This is a genomic window from Bacillus sp. L381 (assembly GCF_030284525.1).
Classification (GTDB): domain Bacteria; phylum Bacillota; class Bacilli; order Bacillales; family Bacillaceae; genus Bacillus; species Bacillus amyloliquefaciens.
On the sequence record NZ_CP127224.1, the window covers coordinates 2,080,697 to 2,097,044 of the forward strand.

The following is a 16,348-nucleotide window of genomic DNA, read 5'->3' on the forward strand; positions in this document are numbered from 1 at the left end:
ATGAAAGGGTATGTCTATGAAAGTTTTTGAAGCGAAAACAATGCTTTCTGCTGCAGAAAAACGCGCAAACGAGTATAAAGAGTTACGGAATCAGATGCTCGAACTGAAGAAAGCTTTTCAGGGTGTCGTCGATCTTGGTACTGATGAGTTTTCCGGAAAAGGCGCGGATAATATAAAGGCGTTTTTTCAAGATCATGCAGGAGTTACTGATCAGTGGCTCGATCTTATTGATATGAAAATCGCTTTCCTTTCCAGCATTCCTGCGGCCCTTGAGGATGCCGGTCTATCTGATTCATATGTTGAAGAGTCTTTCTTAGAACACGAACTGGCCCATGCCCGCTTAAAATCAAAGTCCATAATTGACGAGCAGCGGAAAGAAATAAAAAACATACTCAATGAAATCAGTGATATTGTCTCCCTCGAGCCCTTTTCTACACATGAAGTCGATCGGGAACTGGGTGCTGCAGGAAAAGTCCAGACAGATACCATTCAAAACGTAAATGATCTGGACAGAGCGCTCACCTCAGAGTACGAAGCAACAGAAATAAATGAAGAGTTCATTGCTGCAGATTTCCAAGCTCTTCTTTCCGCCACAGGTGAAGGTAAAAATGCTACCCCGATCAACTATAACGCAAAAGCGTACCGAGAAAGCGATATCCATAAGATGCAACCTGAGTTACATAAGCAGTCATCTGATTATCTTTCGTTCAAAAAACAGCAGGCAGAGGAGCGAAGAATAGCGAAGGAACAGGAAGAGCTTGCAAATAGGCCTTGGTACGAAAAAACGTGGAATGTTGTTTGTGATTTTACAGGAGAGGTTACCGGATATTACGATTATAAACGGGCTGTAGACGGAGTTGATCCCGTAACAGGAGAAAAACTCACTGCCGGGCAGCGAGTGGCCGCTGGCGGAATGGCTGCTGCCGGCTACATCCCGATTGTTGGATGGGCAGGCCGCATCTTTAAAGGCGGAAAAGCAGTTTATTCAACTGGAAAAGCGATATACAAAGCTGATAAAGCACTCGAAATTTATAAAACCCCGAAAACATTTCAAGCTCTTCAGCATTCTGAGAAAGGCTTATACGGACTTGCATCAGCAAATGGTTTCAGCGAAGCCGTAACCGGCCGGGATATGTTCGGAAATAAGATTTCTGACGAAAGGCGAGAATCTGGCCTCCATCAGGCATTAGCTGCAATCGGTCCTATTGGTATGATTGGAGCAGGAAAAGTCTTAAAGGCAAACGCGGGTTCAGGAAAATCGAGAAACTTATACCGCGGAGACGATGACTTTTTTTCCACTAAAGCTCCTAATGGCGTTGTTAAGTCACACATTGATCCTAATTCAGGAAATTTGATTCCAGCGAATAAAAGCGGAATGTATAAAGGACGCCAGGTTACTGTTACAGAACATATTCTGGGAGGCTTCAGGGGCGCGGCAAAGTCCAACAGCCCCTATACCAGTTTCACCATAAATAAAAACATCATCACTAGCTACGGAGATCGTACAATAGAAGTAGACCTGCCGGCTCTTCGAAAAGCAATCCGCTCAGGCAAAGTAAAAGGTGTAGCTATACTCTCGCCTAAACAAATCGAGCGGCTGATTAAAAATGATAAACACTCAGATTACTGGAAAAAACGAGCACTAAGCTGGACGAAAAGAGACACAGAATATTTAATAAGAGGCGAAATACCGAGCGAGTTTTTAAAACTGCAATCTAAGGAGGGAAAATAAGTGTTCCTTTACTTTAAAGATGAAAAGTTAGGAGAGATTCACGATGTCAGCGGTGAAGGCATGTGGATGTACGGTATACTCAGTCCATATGAAAATATCGAGATGTTTCGTGGCCTATTTAATGATCTCATTGACGAAGACGGTAATTTCGATGAAACGAAATATGATCAAGAGTGGTTAAACGATGAAAACTGGTTCGTTTCCGATAACGGTATTAAAAAGGGTATTATTGTTCCCGCTGTTTACCCTGACGGCGCTATTAATTGGAGACAGCGTTAACGTAAAAAACAGCCCCTCCCATATAGAGAGGGGCATTTCTTATTTTAACAGCGATTCAATTTTCGCTTTCGTCTTCGGACCGTAAATTCCGTCCGCTGTCAACCCATGCATAGACTGGAACCGTTTAACCGCATTTGCTGTTTTTGGCCCGTAATAGCCGTCGATTCCGTTGTTCTTTGCTCCTTTGTCTGGGTAATAATAAAGAGCGGCCAAGGCAGACTGAATCTGTTTCACGGCCGTTCCCTTAGCTAAAGGGCTTGTCACTTTATAAATGCCTGACGGCAGCGTGTAAGATGATTTCTTACCGTTTGTTGGAGAGCTAGCCGAACCCGTCAGCTTCAATACTTGGCCTACCTTGATAAAATTCGGATCCTTGATGCCGTTTAAGCTCTGCAGTGTTGCCATGCTTACACCTGTTTTCTGTGCAATTACTGATAGTACATCTCCTTTCTTAACGGTGTAGGTCGATCCGCCGCCGGCCTTTGTTTCTGTCTTCGCAGGTGAAGACGACGCCCCGTTGATACCTGCTTTAAATGAGTCCCAGCGGTCAAGTAGTTTACGCGGGCAGTACTTTCCGGACCAGTGTTGGTGAGGTACCACGTTTGCAAGTGAAATACCCTGCTCATTCATCAGCTTTTTGATCAGCCACTGCGCGTTAGCTACGGCTTTTTCAAAATTTCCATCGCTATTCTCACAAATTTCAATACCGATAGACTTCCGGTTGCCGGTTCCGCGGTTTCCGTCTCCCGCGTGCCATCCGTTTTCATTCAATGGCAGATGTTGATAAATCTCTTTATCATCCACAGTGAAGTGCCAGCTGGTTGCTGTTGCTGGGTTTTTAGCATATCGGGCATGACTTGCAGCATCTGCGCCTTCAGCAGTATTAGATGTGTTATGAACTGTGATATAAGCAGGATTCATTGAATACCCCGGTCTGTTATTACGCCCAGCTGGGATAAAGTCTCGAGTGATTTTTACCATGTTTTATCGTCTCCTTTTTTGAAAATAAAGAAAGGCTACCAAGTCGGCAGCCTCGTCATTTTGTTAGATTGTGCTGTTTTAAAACGGATTTTTGCTTACGTCCCTTTGTCGTTACGTAGTTGTTTTTAAACCATGCAGCCGCTGTTGTTCCAATCATAAAGATTAAAGAGCCGGCGGTGTAAAGCACATCAGCCAGTTGATTCACCTGATCTTCCGTAATATCTAAAGGGGATTTCCCAAACATCAACATTGTTTGGTTGATTAATGCAATTAAAAGAAGCACTGTCCGGATGACAGTGCCTTTGTCCATGTTTTTCATAATTCAATTCCTCCTGAATGATAAGTTATCCGAAAATCCTTTCGACGATCAGGTATAGTATCCCGCCTGAAGAAACGACTCCAGAAATAGTAGTCCATTTCAGTTGCTTTAATTTCACATTGTTGTCTCGTTTGTGCTGCTTGTCTTCAAATGAGTACTGAATCATCTTATTCAGCATGCTTCGTTGCTCTCGGCCCTCGCTTAGAACCGTATTTTCTATTTTGAGCATGCCGTTCTTCAACTCTTCCTGCCCTTTTTCCAGTGCTATGATGCGTTTTTCGTGGTCCTGCACTATGTGTTCCATTGCAAAGTCTTCACCATCCTTTCCAGGCTCTGACTTGCCCCCCTTTTTTCGATCAACCAACCTATTCACCTCCTTCAAGTAAATTGAAAAAGCTGTCTATTCATCGACAGGCGGGTTATCTGGATCATACGTGTCGCCTGTTATTTCCTTGTATTGTTCAGGCGTGATACGTCCGACACCTACCGTGTCGTGTACTTTCTTTTTCGTCCAGAGGCCGGAATCATATAAATCTTTTATCCGTGTAAACCAGTCCATTTCCATTTAAGCTCCCCCCATTGCGATAAGGTAATATAGATCAGCAATCTGCTTCCTGACTTCTTTAATCTCGCTAGGTGAAGGTGGATCAGGTTTAATGCTATCTTTATACTCATCCGTAGCAGCTTCCACCCAAGCGTTTTTCTTTTTATCAAAACGCGGAGTAATGATCGACGGATCCGGAACTACATCTGTACTGTTTGGCGGTAAAGTATCTGAGTCAATGTATTCTTCGTAAATGTATAGGAAGTTCTTGTCATAAAATAAGACGTGCAACTTATTCGCCTCCTCTACCATAACGGAATTCCTTCATTAAAAGACACGCGTGTTACACTTGCAGAATCAGTCGCTGAAAGTCCATCAAAGCGCAGCTCTCCGTCTGTTGTTAGAGCAAACCGAGCATGTCCGTAAGAGCCAATTGTCGGAACCAGTAAGTCGAAAACCTGAGTAGGTTTATAAGCGAATTTTGCTACTATCGTACCGGACGCCGGCAACTTCCCAAAAGAGCCGCACAATTTCAACTCATTGTTGACTACAGAAAAATTAAAAGGAGCACCTGCATACTGCTGCGCTCCGTTAATTAAAGTTACATTGTTCCAGGTGGAGGACCAAGGCGAGTTCCATTTATCTTTATCAGCTTGAACGACATGAATGTCCCCTTTATTTGCATGTACGTCTACCTTTTGCTGAGCTCCAGTCGACGTTTCTATCGCAATCCAATCCGACCATGTCCCACTGACTAATGATTTACGCCAGACAGTACCATCATTACATAAAGCTAAGGCGTCGCCAGAAGTAGTCGAAGAATGCAAATAAATACCGCGAGCCGGTTTTTGAGGTGTGTTTAATCCGGTACTTGCGGTATAAAATGTGAACGTCTTATTTTGCCCAATTGCAGCTTTATGAAAATCGATTCCATCTGAAATATTGATTAAAACAGAACCGTCATCCTTAGTGAATTTCGAGAGCTGGGCTCCATTCCACTTGTCTTTTTCAGCTTTTGTTACGTGAATATCAGTTTTATTTGCGTGGACATCAACTTTTGACTGCGCGCCGTCCACTGATTCGAACTCACGCCAAGTCGTCCATGAATCGGATCCTGATACTTTATTACGCATAAATTTTCGGCGGCCTGAAGATGTCGAGTCGCTACTGCTATATGACGTATATTCCTGGTATGCATACGTGCCATAGTTGTGAACGAACAGATAGCCGTTGTTATTGACTGGACCATTCAGCGCTGTCGTAACACTGCTCATGTAATAGAAGCCCGTATCTGTCACCGTGTTAAAGTCAACGCCACTTAGATACTTCGCTAGTCCATTATCCTGCGTTAATTTGAAGAGCTGGCTTGCATCCCACTTTTCCTGTTTAGATTTTGTTACATGGACGTCTGCGTCATTTGAATGATTATTAAGATTTCCTTGAACAGCATCCGCCTTCTTCTGCGCCCCTTCTTTTGTTTCAATGTTATCCAGGTCTTCGAACTTTTTCCGCAGGTCGTCAATGGTCTGAATCATTTCGTCATAAAGATCATTTATCTTCGTACGCAAAGCTTCAAAATCGTCAATGTAATACTCCGCTAGCGGGACTATGTCCATGTCTATTAAAGCTTTATCAATCACAAATGAAAACTTGTGTACGGAAAGCGACTGACTGTTCGCATAATATAAATTCAGTTCTGCAGATACTTCTCCAGCGTGCTTGATCTCGTCTGCAGTTAATGTGTATTGGGCAATGCCTTCAAGTGGGTTCGATAGTTCAATGTCTTTAATAAAGCGGCTGCCGTCCGACATAATCATTACCAATTTCCCGCTCACTGCAGAAAGCGGTAATGGTACACCGTCTTTTGTTAGACGGAAGATTAGTCGGGCCGTATCGATATCCTGTGTAGTGAATTGAATTCCGGTCTTGATTCGGGATTTTGTTCGCGCATTAATTTCGAACAACAGATCTGCATCGTTATGGATCAATCGGCTTCCCTCCTTAGTGTTGCGGTGAAACGAACATTTTAGCAATTCCGTAACCCTTTTCAGGATCATACGGGGACTTCATTTTCATAACGATTCCGTAGCCATTGCTTTCTGCCCTAGTAGCAACTCCGTTAACTGCTGACACGCTGTCACCGACTGTTACAGTTTCATCCACCCGCACATAAACTTGTCCAATTAAACCAATGACATGCCACTCGTCTCTCTCTTCCCGCGGCGTGTACTCGGCTTCTGGATCATAGTTCGGATTCTCGACAGGAATTGTAATAACCTCACCGCCATCAATAACTTCTCGATAAATAATGCCCCCGAATTCATCCCGGAGAAAACGGTCATTCCAATAGAATGCAGCACCACCAAGCACGACACCAGCAGTCTTTGAGACGACACCGAGTATTTTGTCGCCTTTTTCTGCTTTACGTATTTTGTCACCATCTAAGGTCACAAGATGAGACGCCTCGATCTTGTTCCCGTCAGCTGATTCAAAATACTCTGCTAAGTCCTTTAAATTCGATACGCTTTCGATGGCACCTGTAGCTCGGACAGTCCCGTCTTTAGCATTAATTTCGATTTTTTTATTCGCTTCTGACGCACTGCCGTCACCGTGACCCATTGCAAGGCAATAAGACTTACTATTCTTTGTAGCCTTTGAAAACATAACACCTGCAGAAGCTCCGTCACCTACTGTATGACAGTCATATGAAAACATAACACCATTTCGTGATCCTTCAGTGGAGGCTCCACCCGCGTTCCCTGCAATTAGGTTTCGTTCACCTTTCGCGTAAGCCGAGCCAGTGTTCGCAATAATCGCACTATATTTGGACAGTGGATGTCCGGATGACGCCGCCGACCTGAAGCCTCCTTTGATGTTATTTGGAACAGTAGAATAGTTCTGTCCAGCTAAGACAGCCGCCTGTGTATAGCCATAAGCCCGAACTAATAGGATGTTAGTTTGAGTATTAGGCGACGTTATACCGGCCGTACCACTTGGGACATGCAAAATTCCATTTTCCAGATTTACATTATAAACCCCGCCGCCTATTCCGATACCGTTTTGAGCGGAATCGTGGATAACGAAATCCGAAATGAGCACATCGTCCGTTCTCTGGTCACCGCCTGTTACGTGAATGTCATATTCAGCCGTTCTAAACCCGCTCATCTGCAGATTCGTGATGCTTATTTTTCTACTCTTGTACTGTATCGCGATCATTGAGCCGTTTTTGTAATCGTATGTCGGGTCCCCTATCGCTGTAAACCCGATGACTTTTACTCTCTGATATGCCGATATAGATAACGCCTTGGGATCTAATCCTTTATACAGTGGATTATAAATCGGTTCCCTCGCTGTACAATCCAAGAGTGTCACGTCACGGGCCTGCTCACTCCACGGCTCATTTACCAGGTGATGCCCGATGTGACGCAGGTCATAGGAACGCACATCATGATAAGATGTGTGACTAGTGATATGAACATCGCTAGGAGCGGGCCATTCAGTGTGTGCTTTAACTTCTACACCGCGTACGTTCCCCTCGGTATAATTATTAATCACCCACACGTGCTTAGAGCCGTCATCTACCTCAATCCCGTTTGAGTTCGATTCTCCTTCTTTATGGGCTTTTCCGCTAGGATTAACCATAACATTCCGTGTTATAAAGACATACTCACTATAATGAGTCGTAATTCCATCATCGCCGTAACCGGATCCATAACATTGATCGATCCATATATAACGGCAACCTTTTTCCGTATAATTTTCATCCTTGATGTTATAGGAAGGTGAAGAAATATCAAAACAGTGCAGCCCTGGGTTGATCGCCTCAACATCTCGAACAATACCAAACTCAACCTGAGCAAAAAGTAAGCAGCTGGAGCTCAATCCCCCAGTTGCTCCTACGCCACCCTGACGGTCCGGATTCCAGTCTAAAGATACCCCTTCCACAACTATATTTCGGTTCCCCTTCACATGATCAGCATTCGTAACAACCCACTCGCTTGCAGGCGTATCCTCGTGAAGCTGCAGGATGGTAATACCCTTCCCTTGTCCAATAAGATAAGTCCATGAGGGAAGCTTGACGCCCTTGACAACATACTTGCCGGCCGATAAATTAAGCTGCACTTTACCGTTACCAATCGCCCTTTTAAACGCTTCTGAGCTATCAGTTTCGCCTGTAGGATCAGCCCCGTAGTCGTCTACGTTAACGTTCCTTACTATTTTGCGCAGCAGCTTGTTGTATTCCTTGTCAAGCCGCTCTTTGAGAAGCGGCGCAATATCACCGTCGGCATCCACACGGGCATCTACGACTTCCTTTACATTGGTACCGTCTGCATTTAAAATGAGATTTTTTATACGGTTGTACAATCCGTCGATGTAATTACGCAAAGAAAAACCGCCATGGTCGATTTGATCCGACGTGTGGGCGGTTTTTGCGTTTCTATGATCAGCAAGGGAATTGCTGAGATCAGACATATCTGTTCCTATATCTTCAATATTTTTGTTGTAGTCTTTAATATACTGACGATCGAACCCGCTAGTTTTAGCTTTTTTGTACTGAAATTTCACCGTGAGATCACCCCCATTTAAATTGTTTTGAACTGAGTATTTATTGAAATGAATACGTTTGGATTTACCGTATTTGAGCAACTTTCTATAAGTACGTCACCGTTAGGGTTTATTCTAGTGCGGTGCGTTTGAGGCGAACTCCCCGTGCCGGCAGAGCTGGCAACCCCACTATAAAAGTGAGGAAACGGAGGTCTAAAACCGGCTGGCAGTGTAAAAGCCGGTGCCGAGGCTCCTACAGTACCGCCGGCGATCGCTCCTCTTATATACACGGTCCCAGTAATATCCTTCGAATATTGAATCGTGAAAACTCCATCCGATGATGCATACTGCTTCCATCCATTTTTAAGCGGTGGGGATATCCAAGCAGCCACCGACATTTTCCGCTCTAAAGCATCCGTGTATTCCCGGCTTGCTTGTAGAGCAGCACTTGCGGCTCCTTCTTTTTCTTTCGAGTTCCATACAGCTTTTTCGTCCGCTGTAACATGAATATTTGAATTAGAGACATGGCGGTCAAAGTCTGTTTTTAATACAAGTCCTGCCTTATTTAGAGCCGAATCTTTAATTTTACCTGTTGACTGATCGACAACTTTATCTACGGTTTTTTTGGTCGTATTGAACTCAGCAATTATGTCCGACGCTTTCTTGGAAACTGATCCAAATGTAAAGACTGGAGACTTTCTGTCATTTGAATAATCTTCAATTGACAAAACGCGCAGCTGTACATTAACGTCAAGCGGTTCAATTACACACCACAAGCTATCTCCTTTATTTACGTCTTTAAATCCCATATTCTTCAGTTCAATGGCCGTAAACGTCAGAGAAATATCAAGGCTGTCACCGAGCCTGCTTTTCATCTCAGTCAACAAGGATTCCTTATCTGTAAACCGTTCATCTTTAACAGGTTCGGCATGCTTAATTCCATATATAGCGGCAAGCGGACTTGTATACTCCGCCTGCACCAAATAGTTTCCTTTATCGTCCTGCTTCCCATAACCGCGAATATAAGTTGCAAAATTACTTGTATCAATTTCTTTTTCTGGTTCGCTTACATTGAGCTTATGGTGCATGATCGGCGAATCTTTATAAGTCCCGATCTTTTTCGCGACAAAGATATGTTTTCCTGAATAGTCAAACTCGGCCCCGAATTTCTCGAGTATGCTCCGAAATAATGACAAAGCATTGTCCCATCCAAAGTTTTCAACTCTGACCGAAGTCTTGAGGTTTGTGTTATCCACCTCAAAAGTGTAGCCGCTCCCCTTGAGAGCAAACTTCATTAACTCTTCAATTCTAAATGTCCCGGTTATTTCTTCATAAATTCGGTAATTAATTAGGTCATCAAAAATACGATGTAAAGCAGTGGCCGTGACGCCTTTGCCATTTTTATAGGTTTTTTCTTTGTAATTCTTGATAATATATTCTTCGTTTTTGTATAAGATAGTATTTTCGTTCTTCACATATCGGTATCCATGGCGATTTATCTCCGTATAAAGTCCGGTAATCGTTAACGACTTTTCGCCTTCCAAACCGTTACTTCTTGTTACTAAAAAACCGGGGAGCGGCTCCGCTATGCCTGCCAAATCCCTGACTGCTGCGATCGCCATAACGTCACCCTCTATAAAAGAAATAAAAATCAAATTCTATTTCGAAACTACCCATTGTCCCGGTAAGCTCAAATGTATTCCACCCTGGTAATAGGTTAATATAGCCGCGATTTGTGTCAGCATAAATGCTGATTCCATTCTTTAGATGCCTCAGTCCTTCAAGTTTTATTACATCAGAAGATCCGGTCTTTTTTGTATAAGACACCGCTTGGTTCGAAGTCTTATTCCTAATGACTAAATTATTGGAGGCCCCTTTGTATTGAATATTTAAAGGCATATCCATACTCGGATCTATTGTCACATTACCCGCGTTATATATTCGAAAATGCGTCGTCTTGTGTCTGTATGAAAGGTCATCAGAAGGCAGCATCCCCTGGGCAACTTGCCATTTATCTGAGTCGAATGTTAAAGGATCAAGAGTGGATCCCAGAGAACTTGCAAAAGGAAAAGCGGCTGTGAACTCAATTGTCAGTTTGCCGCTTCTCGGCGTGATATCCTCAGGCTCAAATACGCTGCTAACCTTTACTGACCATACTTTTCCGGGTTGCCGGGAGTCGATAATTTCAATTTCATCTTCCGTAGAAAAAAGCTCATAAGCTTCGCTAATGAGCAAATTATAGTCAAGATGATCTTCACCTTGTAATAGAAATACAGCTGTCGGCTTTCTAATGTCAAAGGTTGTTCCCATATCAATTGACCCGTGCCTACCGTCAATTTCTTGCCATTCGGTTCTATGTGATAATGAGTCCACTTTAAAGCTTAGAAGTTTAAGTCCTTGTTTACGGTGATCGATCACCGTACCATTTTTTATAATTATTAGATACATTACCGATCACCTCTCAGTAGTTTTTTCTTTGTAATATTCTGAGCTTGTGAGTTCTCTATATAATTAGACAAAGAATCTGCGTCAAGAAACAGATTCGGATTCTTCTGGGCGATAAGATTCAGTACAGCCAGCGATCTCTGTTCAACACCGATTAGGCGTTCCAAGGCCTGGGCCACTACAGTCTGATCGGATCCTGAATCAATGCCTAACTGCCGGCCCGCTTCTTTATGAAGCTGTACTGCTCGTTGACGGTTATTTTTTAACGGGATAATTGCTTCAGGACCTTCTTCAGCTACCCAAGCGAGCTGCTTTTGCGTTACAATATCGCCAATTTTGTATCCTTTGTACGGGCCGCCTGCTCGCATCGATTTGATTCCTGGCGTATTGAATACTGTTCCGTACCGCGAGATGATGTAACGGATGGCCGCGACCGCGTTGTGGACTGGATTCATTATATCGCCCATACCCTTCATTTTATGGGAATCGAACGTCGTTTTAATTGTCTGCATCAGCCCCATTGAAGGCGTACCCCGCAGCCAGTTACTATCCCATTTGTTTATCGTTGAAGGGCCCGTCCTCCCTCCTGATTCTTTCATTGCGATAGTCGTTAGTGGATTGAACCAACTACCCGGAACTTTTGTAATTTGCATTGCTTTACGAATCCACTGCTTCACGTTTCCTGTTGCTTTTTCTCCGCTCCCGAAACCCCCACCGGAATCCTCTAACTGTTTCTTTAAAAACCCCACAGCAGATGATTTGACTTTATTAAACGCGCCTTTTGCCATCTCACCAAACGCTGCAGGGATTTCCGGCAGCTTTAATCCCAGGCTGCTGATGATTTTTGACAGCAATTTCTTCGGATTCGTTGCGTAATCCCATACGTCAAAGGCAAAGTCTTTCACTTTGCCGGCCGCGCCTTTTACCGTATTTACAACTGCGTTTTTCGCGCTTGTTACTGTATCGGTTGCTTTTTCGAAAAGTGATTTCTTTTTTGTCCCGTCCTTAAAAGCTGGAACACCTTGCGCCAGTAACTGCTTAGTCATATCATGCGGTAAGACCTGTGTCCCTTTTGGTAAATTAAAGAGGGTGTCGGTGCCCGGGCTTAACCCCGTAAAGCCTGAAGGCGTTCTAAACAGCTCTGGCCCGCCTCCGTCACCCAAGATAGCAAGGCCTCCCTTATGACCTCCAGCCGGTGTCCCTTTAGCAAATCGCGGAATTTCCATCTTCGGTATCTGATGCTTTTTATCTACACCAAGCGATCCAAGAACTTTGTTAATCCCGCTCTGTGTTAGCCCGTTCACGATTCCTTCCATACCGCCGAGCAGTTTGTTTCCTAGCGACTTAACACCGTCCATAGCACTTCCAGCCATGCTTTTTATCCCGTCTCCGATTCTACCCGGGAGTGCTTTTGCGTTATCCACCATTTTATTAAAAGTAGAAACTGCAAAATCTTTAATCCGTCCGAACAATCGTTTTGTGTTTCCCCATAAAGAATTCCATGCACTCGTCGCTCCCGATGCAACTTTCCCTGCTAAATTCGTTACAGTGCTCCATATTGAGTTCCAAATGCTTTGAAGAAAACTTGCAATTGCTGAGAAAACAGATGATGTAACTGACTTGATTATATTCCACGCATTTTTTACGACTAACAGGACTAGATTAACTGCCCCGGTTACTACCGATGCGATTATCGACCAAACGCTTTTCAGAATCCCTAAAACCGCATTCCATACCCCTTGCCAGTCACCACGAAGCAGCGCGGAGAATAGTCTTATGATATTGGTTACAATGTTTAGAGCCCCTTGAATGACACTTACAATAACCGGAAAAACAATTTGCACAGCTTGTAGTATGAATTGAATGGCCGGAATAAGAACATTTTTTATTACTGCCACAGCTAGCTGAAGCACTGTGACGATAACGTTTGCCGCAACCTGTATAATCGAAGTCACTACTGGGAAAATAGCTTGAACAGCGCTTAGGACTAACGGCAAAACGCTGGTGGCTAAGTCTTTGATAATCGATGCCAGGACTTGAATTATGAGTGTGATCACCGGTAACGCTGCTTGTACTACAGACAAGATAACCGGAAACACAACCTGTACGGCTCCTAATAAATCCGGCAAAATGGCCTGTGCAATGAAAGTGATAATTGGGATTAATGCTTTAATCACATCTAAGACAACTGGGAATACAGACTGCACCATAGATAAAATAGGCGGAATCATAGTTGTGAATGCATTGACGAGAAGCGGGAGTGCTTGCGAAACTATTGATATCACTACCTGCAAAAGACTGGACTGAATTTGCGCCCATATTTTAATAAATTCGGCTGCGAAAGATACAATTGCCGGAAAAATTTGCACAAAAGCAGATGCTAACTGCCCGATAACAGGCGTGATTTCAGTAACCGCCTCCGAAAACACCTTCCCTATATCCCCAGCAAACGATCCTAGTGTTGATCCTAGTTGAGCAAAGGACGGGCCCAGCTCCCCTACGGCTGACATCAAATCCGTAAATGCCGGCTTTAAGGTAGCTAAACTAGTCACAATTACATCCAGCGTTTTAGCGAATTCAGGAGCTACCGCCACGGCAATATCATTAAAGTACTGACCAAACGCGTCTAGGGCCGGCTGAATAGCCGCAATAGCACTGCCGATCGTTTTCGAAATTTGCGACCATACCGATATAACCGTGTTTCTAAACTGCTCATTAGATTGATATAAGCGGAATAGAAAACCCATTAAACTAACAAGTGAAGTGATCGCCAACCCGATTGGTCCCGATACACCCGATAACGCCAGTCCAAGTGCTGTAATTGTCGGAGCGACAATTGAAACAACACCACTTACACTCGAAAAAGCTGTTTTTAACTGACCAAAAAAGATATCGGCAGTCTCTGAAACCTTATCAGCTACTCCTTTCCCAAAGAAATTTAACGCTCTTTGTCCAATATCGTAAAAGAATGAGCCGATTACGCTGATCGCTGAATTAAATCCGTTTTGGATTGCAGTCCCTATGTTGACCGCACCTGCCGCAAACCCGTTCCACATGGCCGGTCCTTTTTCGAGTAGATACGCTGACACTCGATCAACAACCGCAATGATTCCGTCAAAGGCTACCTTGACGCCTCCATATGCGACTAAGGCACCTGCTTTGATTCCGTTAAACACTACGCCGAGAAGCTTCTGCAACTGCTCTGAGTGTTTATATACGAGCACAAAAACAGTTACTAATGCCGTTATTCCGGCTATTGTTAGCGCGATCGGACTCGTCAGGGCCGCTAAAATCGACGTAAATACGCCCATCATACCACCTGCTGCCCCAATTTGAGCCGCTAAAAGCCCCCAAGCGATTTGTAATGAACCTAAACCAACAAGCGCCCCTCCGACAGCTGCTAAAAAAGCACCTAGAACGGCTACGAGGCCTAGAATAGCTGCCGTTACAGCTAATGTAATAGCAACGAATTTCTGCATACCAGGTGACAGGTTGTTAAAAGTATCTACGACCTTTTGTAAGACAGCCACTAATGCAGATATTACCGGGGTAAGCGCGCTTCCGATATTTATCTGAGCAGTCTCAAAAGCACCTGATAATTCTTCAATTCTCCCCTTCAAGTTGTTCATTCTTTCAGCGGCAACGTCAGCGGCCTTGATTTTATCCATCGCATTAGCCATCTCGGTAAAACCTTTAGCCCCGGACTTACCAAGGATTAATGCTCCGCGGATAGCATCGGAGCCGAAAATTTTGTACAGCGCTTCCTGTTTATCTTTCGCTGACATGCCATCTAAGGCCTTAGAGAGCTCCCCAGATATCTCGGTCATGCTTTTAATGTTTCCTTGAGCATCGAAAAATTTGTTGTCCATTACTCCAAGCGCGATCGATGCCTTAGAGAATGCTTTTTCAAATGAGGCAGTACCTTTTTTTAAGCCGGTTGTCTTGATAACATAAGCATCCATCGCTTTGTAAATGTCCCCGAGATCTTGGCTAGCCGGTTTAAAGCCCTGTTTAGCCAGAGACTCAAAGGCTTTTTTCGTGTCTAATGAAACAAGACCGAGAGACTCCATTGTTGTATAGGCACCATCTGTCATCGGCACTAAACGGCTTAACATCGTTTTCAGTGATGTACCCGCATCAGAGCCCTTCAGCCCATTCTGCGCAAATACTGCAAGCGCAGTAGATGTATCTTTAAAGGATAAACCCATGCCCGCGGCTACCGCTGACGTCATGGCTAATCCGTACTTCATTTCTCCGACAGAAGTAGCTGAAGCATTGGCCGCTCCTGCTAGAATGTCGGCAGCCTTTGCAACACTTAAATTATCGTCTCTGAACGCATTGAGCGCGGTAGAGGCGATTTCTGCAGCGTCTGCTAGTTCAAGATCGCCAGCTGTTGCGAGAGAAAGAGCACCCGACAAACCACCATTCATAATATCCTTTGTAGATACACCCGCCTTAACGAGTTCTTCCATACCCTGCGCGGCCTCGAGAGCGGAGTATTTTGTATCCGCTCCTAGTTTGACGGCCAGCGCTGTCAGTGCATCGCTATACTTATTTGCTTCAGCAGGATCCATGACCGACTTCACGTTCGACATTTGCTGTTCGAAATCCATTGATTTTTTCGTAGCCAGCCCAAGCGCTCCACTGACAGCAAGCGTCGCAACTCCAAAGGATGTAGCAATTTCCGATCCTATTGATTGCAAAGTCCCGCCTACTGTACGTAAACGTTCCCCGCTCTCCTGGGCCCTGTCACCGAGTCTGTTCCATGAGTTAGCCTGCCGTTCAATCTGTGCATTTGTATTACGTAAGGCTGCTTGTGTTTCTTTCATCTGCGCCGTAGCCTCATGCATCCGAGCACTAAGCTCTTGTGTTTCTTGGGCATCGGCTCCTTTCGCGCGCTTAGCTTCTAAGTACAGTCTCCGTAAATCCTTCAAGCGCTGCTGCTGCAGACTTACTGATTTATTTAAGTAATCCGCTTTTTGCCTTAATTGATCAGCCGAAGAGCCGAAATTCTTGATACCGGCTGTGGTCGCTTTAAATTCGGCGTCGAGGGCCCGCATCTTTGTTGTTACAGTGTTGATACTTGCGTTAATTTTGGCGCCAAGTTGTCCAAAACCTGTGCTCTGCTCCTTAATTTTCTTGTTGACCAGGTCAAGCTGATCTTCCGTTTTACGCATAGCGGCCACTGTTTTGTTATACTGGGTTAAAAGCTTTGCAGATTCGGTTGAATACTTTCCTGTAGTTTTTACGCTTTCTTCATACTGCCGTTTTAGTTCACTTAATTTTGCTTTTTGGGTTTGTATGGTTTTTGATAACACATCGGCCTTTGATCGAAGGGAGTTTAAGCTGTTATCAAACTTCCCAGCGCCCGCCATGGCTGCCTTAAACTCCGCGTCCAAAGCCTTTAATTTTTCATTTACATTCTTGAGTCCTCTAGAAAAATCAAGACTCTCTAAACCTAGGCTGACGCGTAACGAGCCTATAGATTCTGCTGCCAATTAGG

General features: G+C 44.2%; 12 protein-coding genes. 2 read left to right on the plus strand and 10 right to left on the minus strand.

The features are described from left to right. Positions 1-16: 16 nt before the first annotated feature. Positions 17-1,732, plus strand: a complete 1,716-nt coding sequence (locus QRX25_RS10325; RefSeq protein ID WP_212098089.1) for a ribonuclease YeeF family protein — start codon at positions 17-19, stop codon at positions 1,730-1,732. Then, positions 1,733-2,011, plus strand: a complete 279-nt coding sequence (locus QRX25_RS10330) for a hypothetical protein (protein WP_212098092.1) — start codon at positions 1,733-1,735, stop codon at positions 2,009-2,011. Positions 2,012-2,050: 39 nt separating this feature from the next. On the opposite strand, the gene QRX25_RS10335 is transcribed toward QRX25_RS10330, so the two are convergent. From QRX25_RS10335 to QRX25_RS10380, 10 genes are all read right to left on the minus strand, one after another. After that, a complete protein-coding gene (locus QRX25_RS10335; RefSeq protein WP_212098095.1) occupies positions 2,051-2,992 on the minus strand; it encodes an N-acetylmuramoyl-L-alanine amidase in 942 nt (313 codons plus the stop codon). A 55-nt stretch (positions 2,993-3,047) separates the two neighbouring features. Next, the gene (locus tag QRX25_RS10340) at positions 3,048-3,311 is read right to left on the minus strand and encodes a phage holin (protein WP_212098098.1); all 264 of its coding nucleotides are present in this window, start codon (positions 3,309-3,311) and stop codon (positions 3,048-3,050) included. Positions 3,312-3,336: 25 nt separating this feature from the next. After that, positions 3,337-3,675, minus strand: a complete 339-nt coding sequence (locus QRX25_RS10345; protein ID WP_212098101.1) for a hypothetical protein — start codon at positions 3,673-3,675, stop codon at positions 3,337-3,339. Positions 3,676-3,711: 36 nt separating this feature from the next. Further along, on the minus strand, positions 3,712-3,876 hold the full coding sequence (locus tag QRX25_RS10350; RefSeq protein WP_249199220.1) for an XkdX family protein: 165 nt from the start codon (positions 3,874-3,876) through the stop codon (positions 3,712-3,714). Further along, positions 3,877-4,146, minus strand: a complete 270-nt coding sequence (locus QRX25_RS10355; protein ID WP_212098104.1) for a YomQ N-terminal domain-containing protein — start codon at positions 4,144-4,146, stop codon at positions 3,877-3,879. A 14-nt stretch (positions 4,147-4,160) separates the two neighbouring features. Next, complete coding sequence (locus QRX25_RS10360; RefSeq protein WP_249199222.1) at positions 4,161-5,843, minus strand: XkdV family phage structural protein; 1,683 nt, start codon at positions 5,841-5,843, stop codon at positions 4,161-4,163. Positions 5,844-5,856: 13 nt separating this feature from the next. Beyond that, positions 5,857-8,328, minus strand: coding sequence for a peptidase G2 autoproteolytic cleavage domain-containing protein (locus tag QRX25_RS10365; RefSeq protein WP_212101709.1), 2,472 nt, complete (start codon positions 8,326-8,328; stop codon positions 5,857-5,859). A 110-nt stretch (positions 8,329-8,438) separates the two neighbouring features. Beyond that, positions 8,439-10,022 (minus strand): phage tail protein, encoded by a 1,584-nt coding sequence (locus QRX25_RS10370; RefSeq protein WP_212098109.1) that lies wholly within the window; start codon positions 10,020-10,022, stop codon positions 8,439-8,441. 4 nt (positions 10,023-10,026) lie between these two features. After that, entirely contained in the window at positions 10,027-10,848 is an 822-nt protein-coding gene (locus QRX25_RS10375; RefSeq protein WP_212098111.1) for a phage tail family protein, read from the minus strand. After that, complete coding sequence (locus QRX25_RS10380) at positions 10,848-16,343, minus strand: phage tail tape measure protein (protein ID WP_212098113.1); 5,496 nt, start codon at positions 16,341-16,343, stop codon at positions 10,848-10,850. Before QRX25_RS10380 ends, QRX25_RS10375 begins: the two co-directional genes overlap by 1 nt. Between the last annotated feature and the right edge of the window lie 5 nt (positions 16,344-16,348).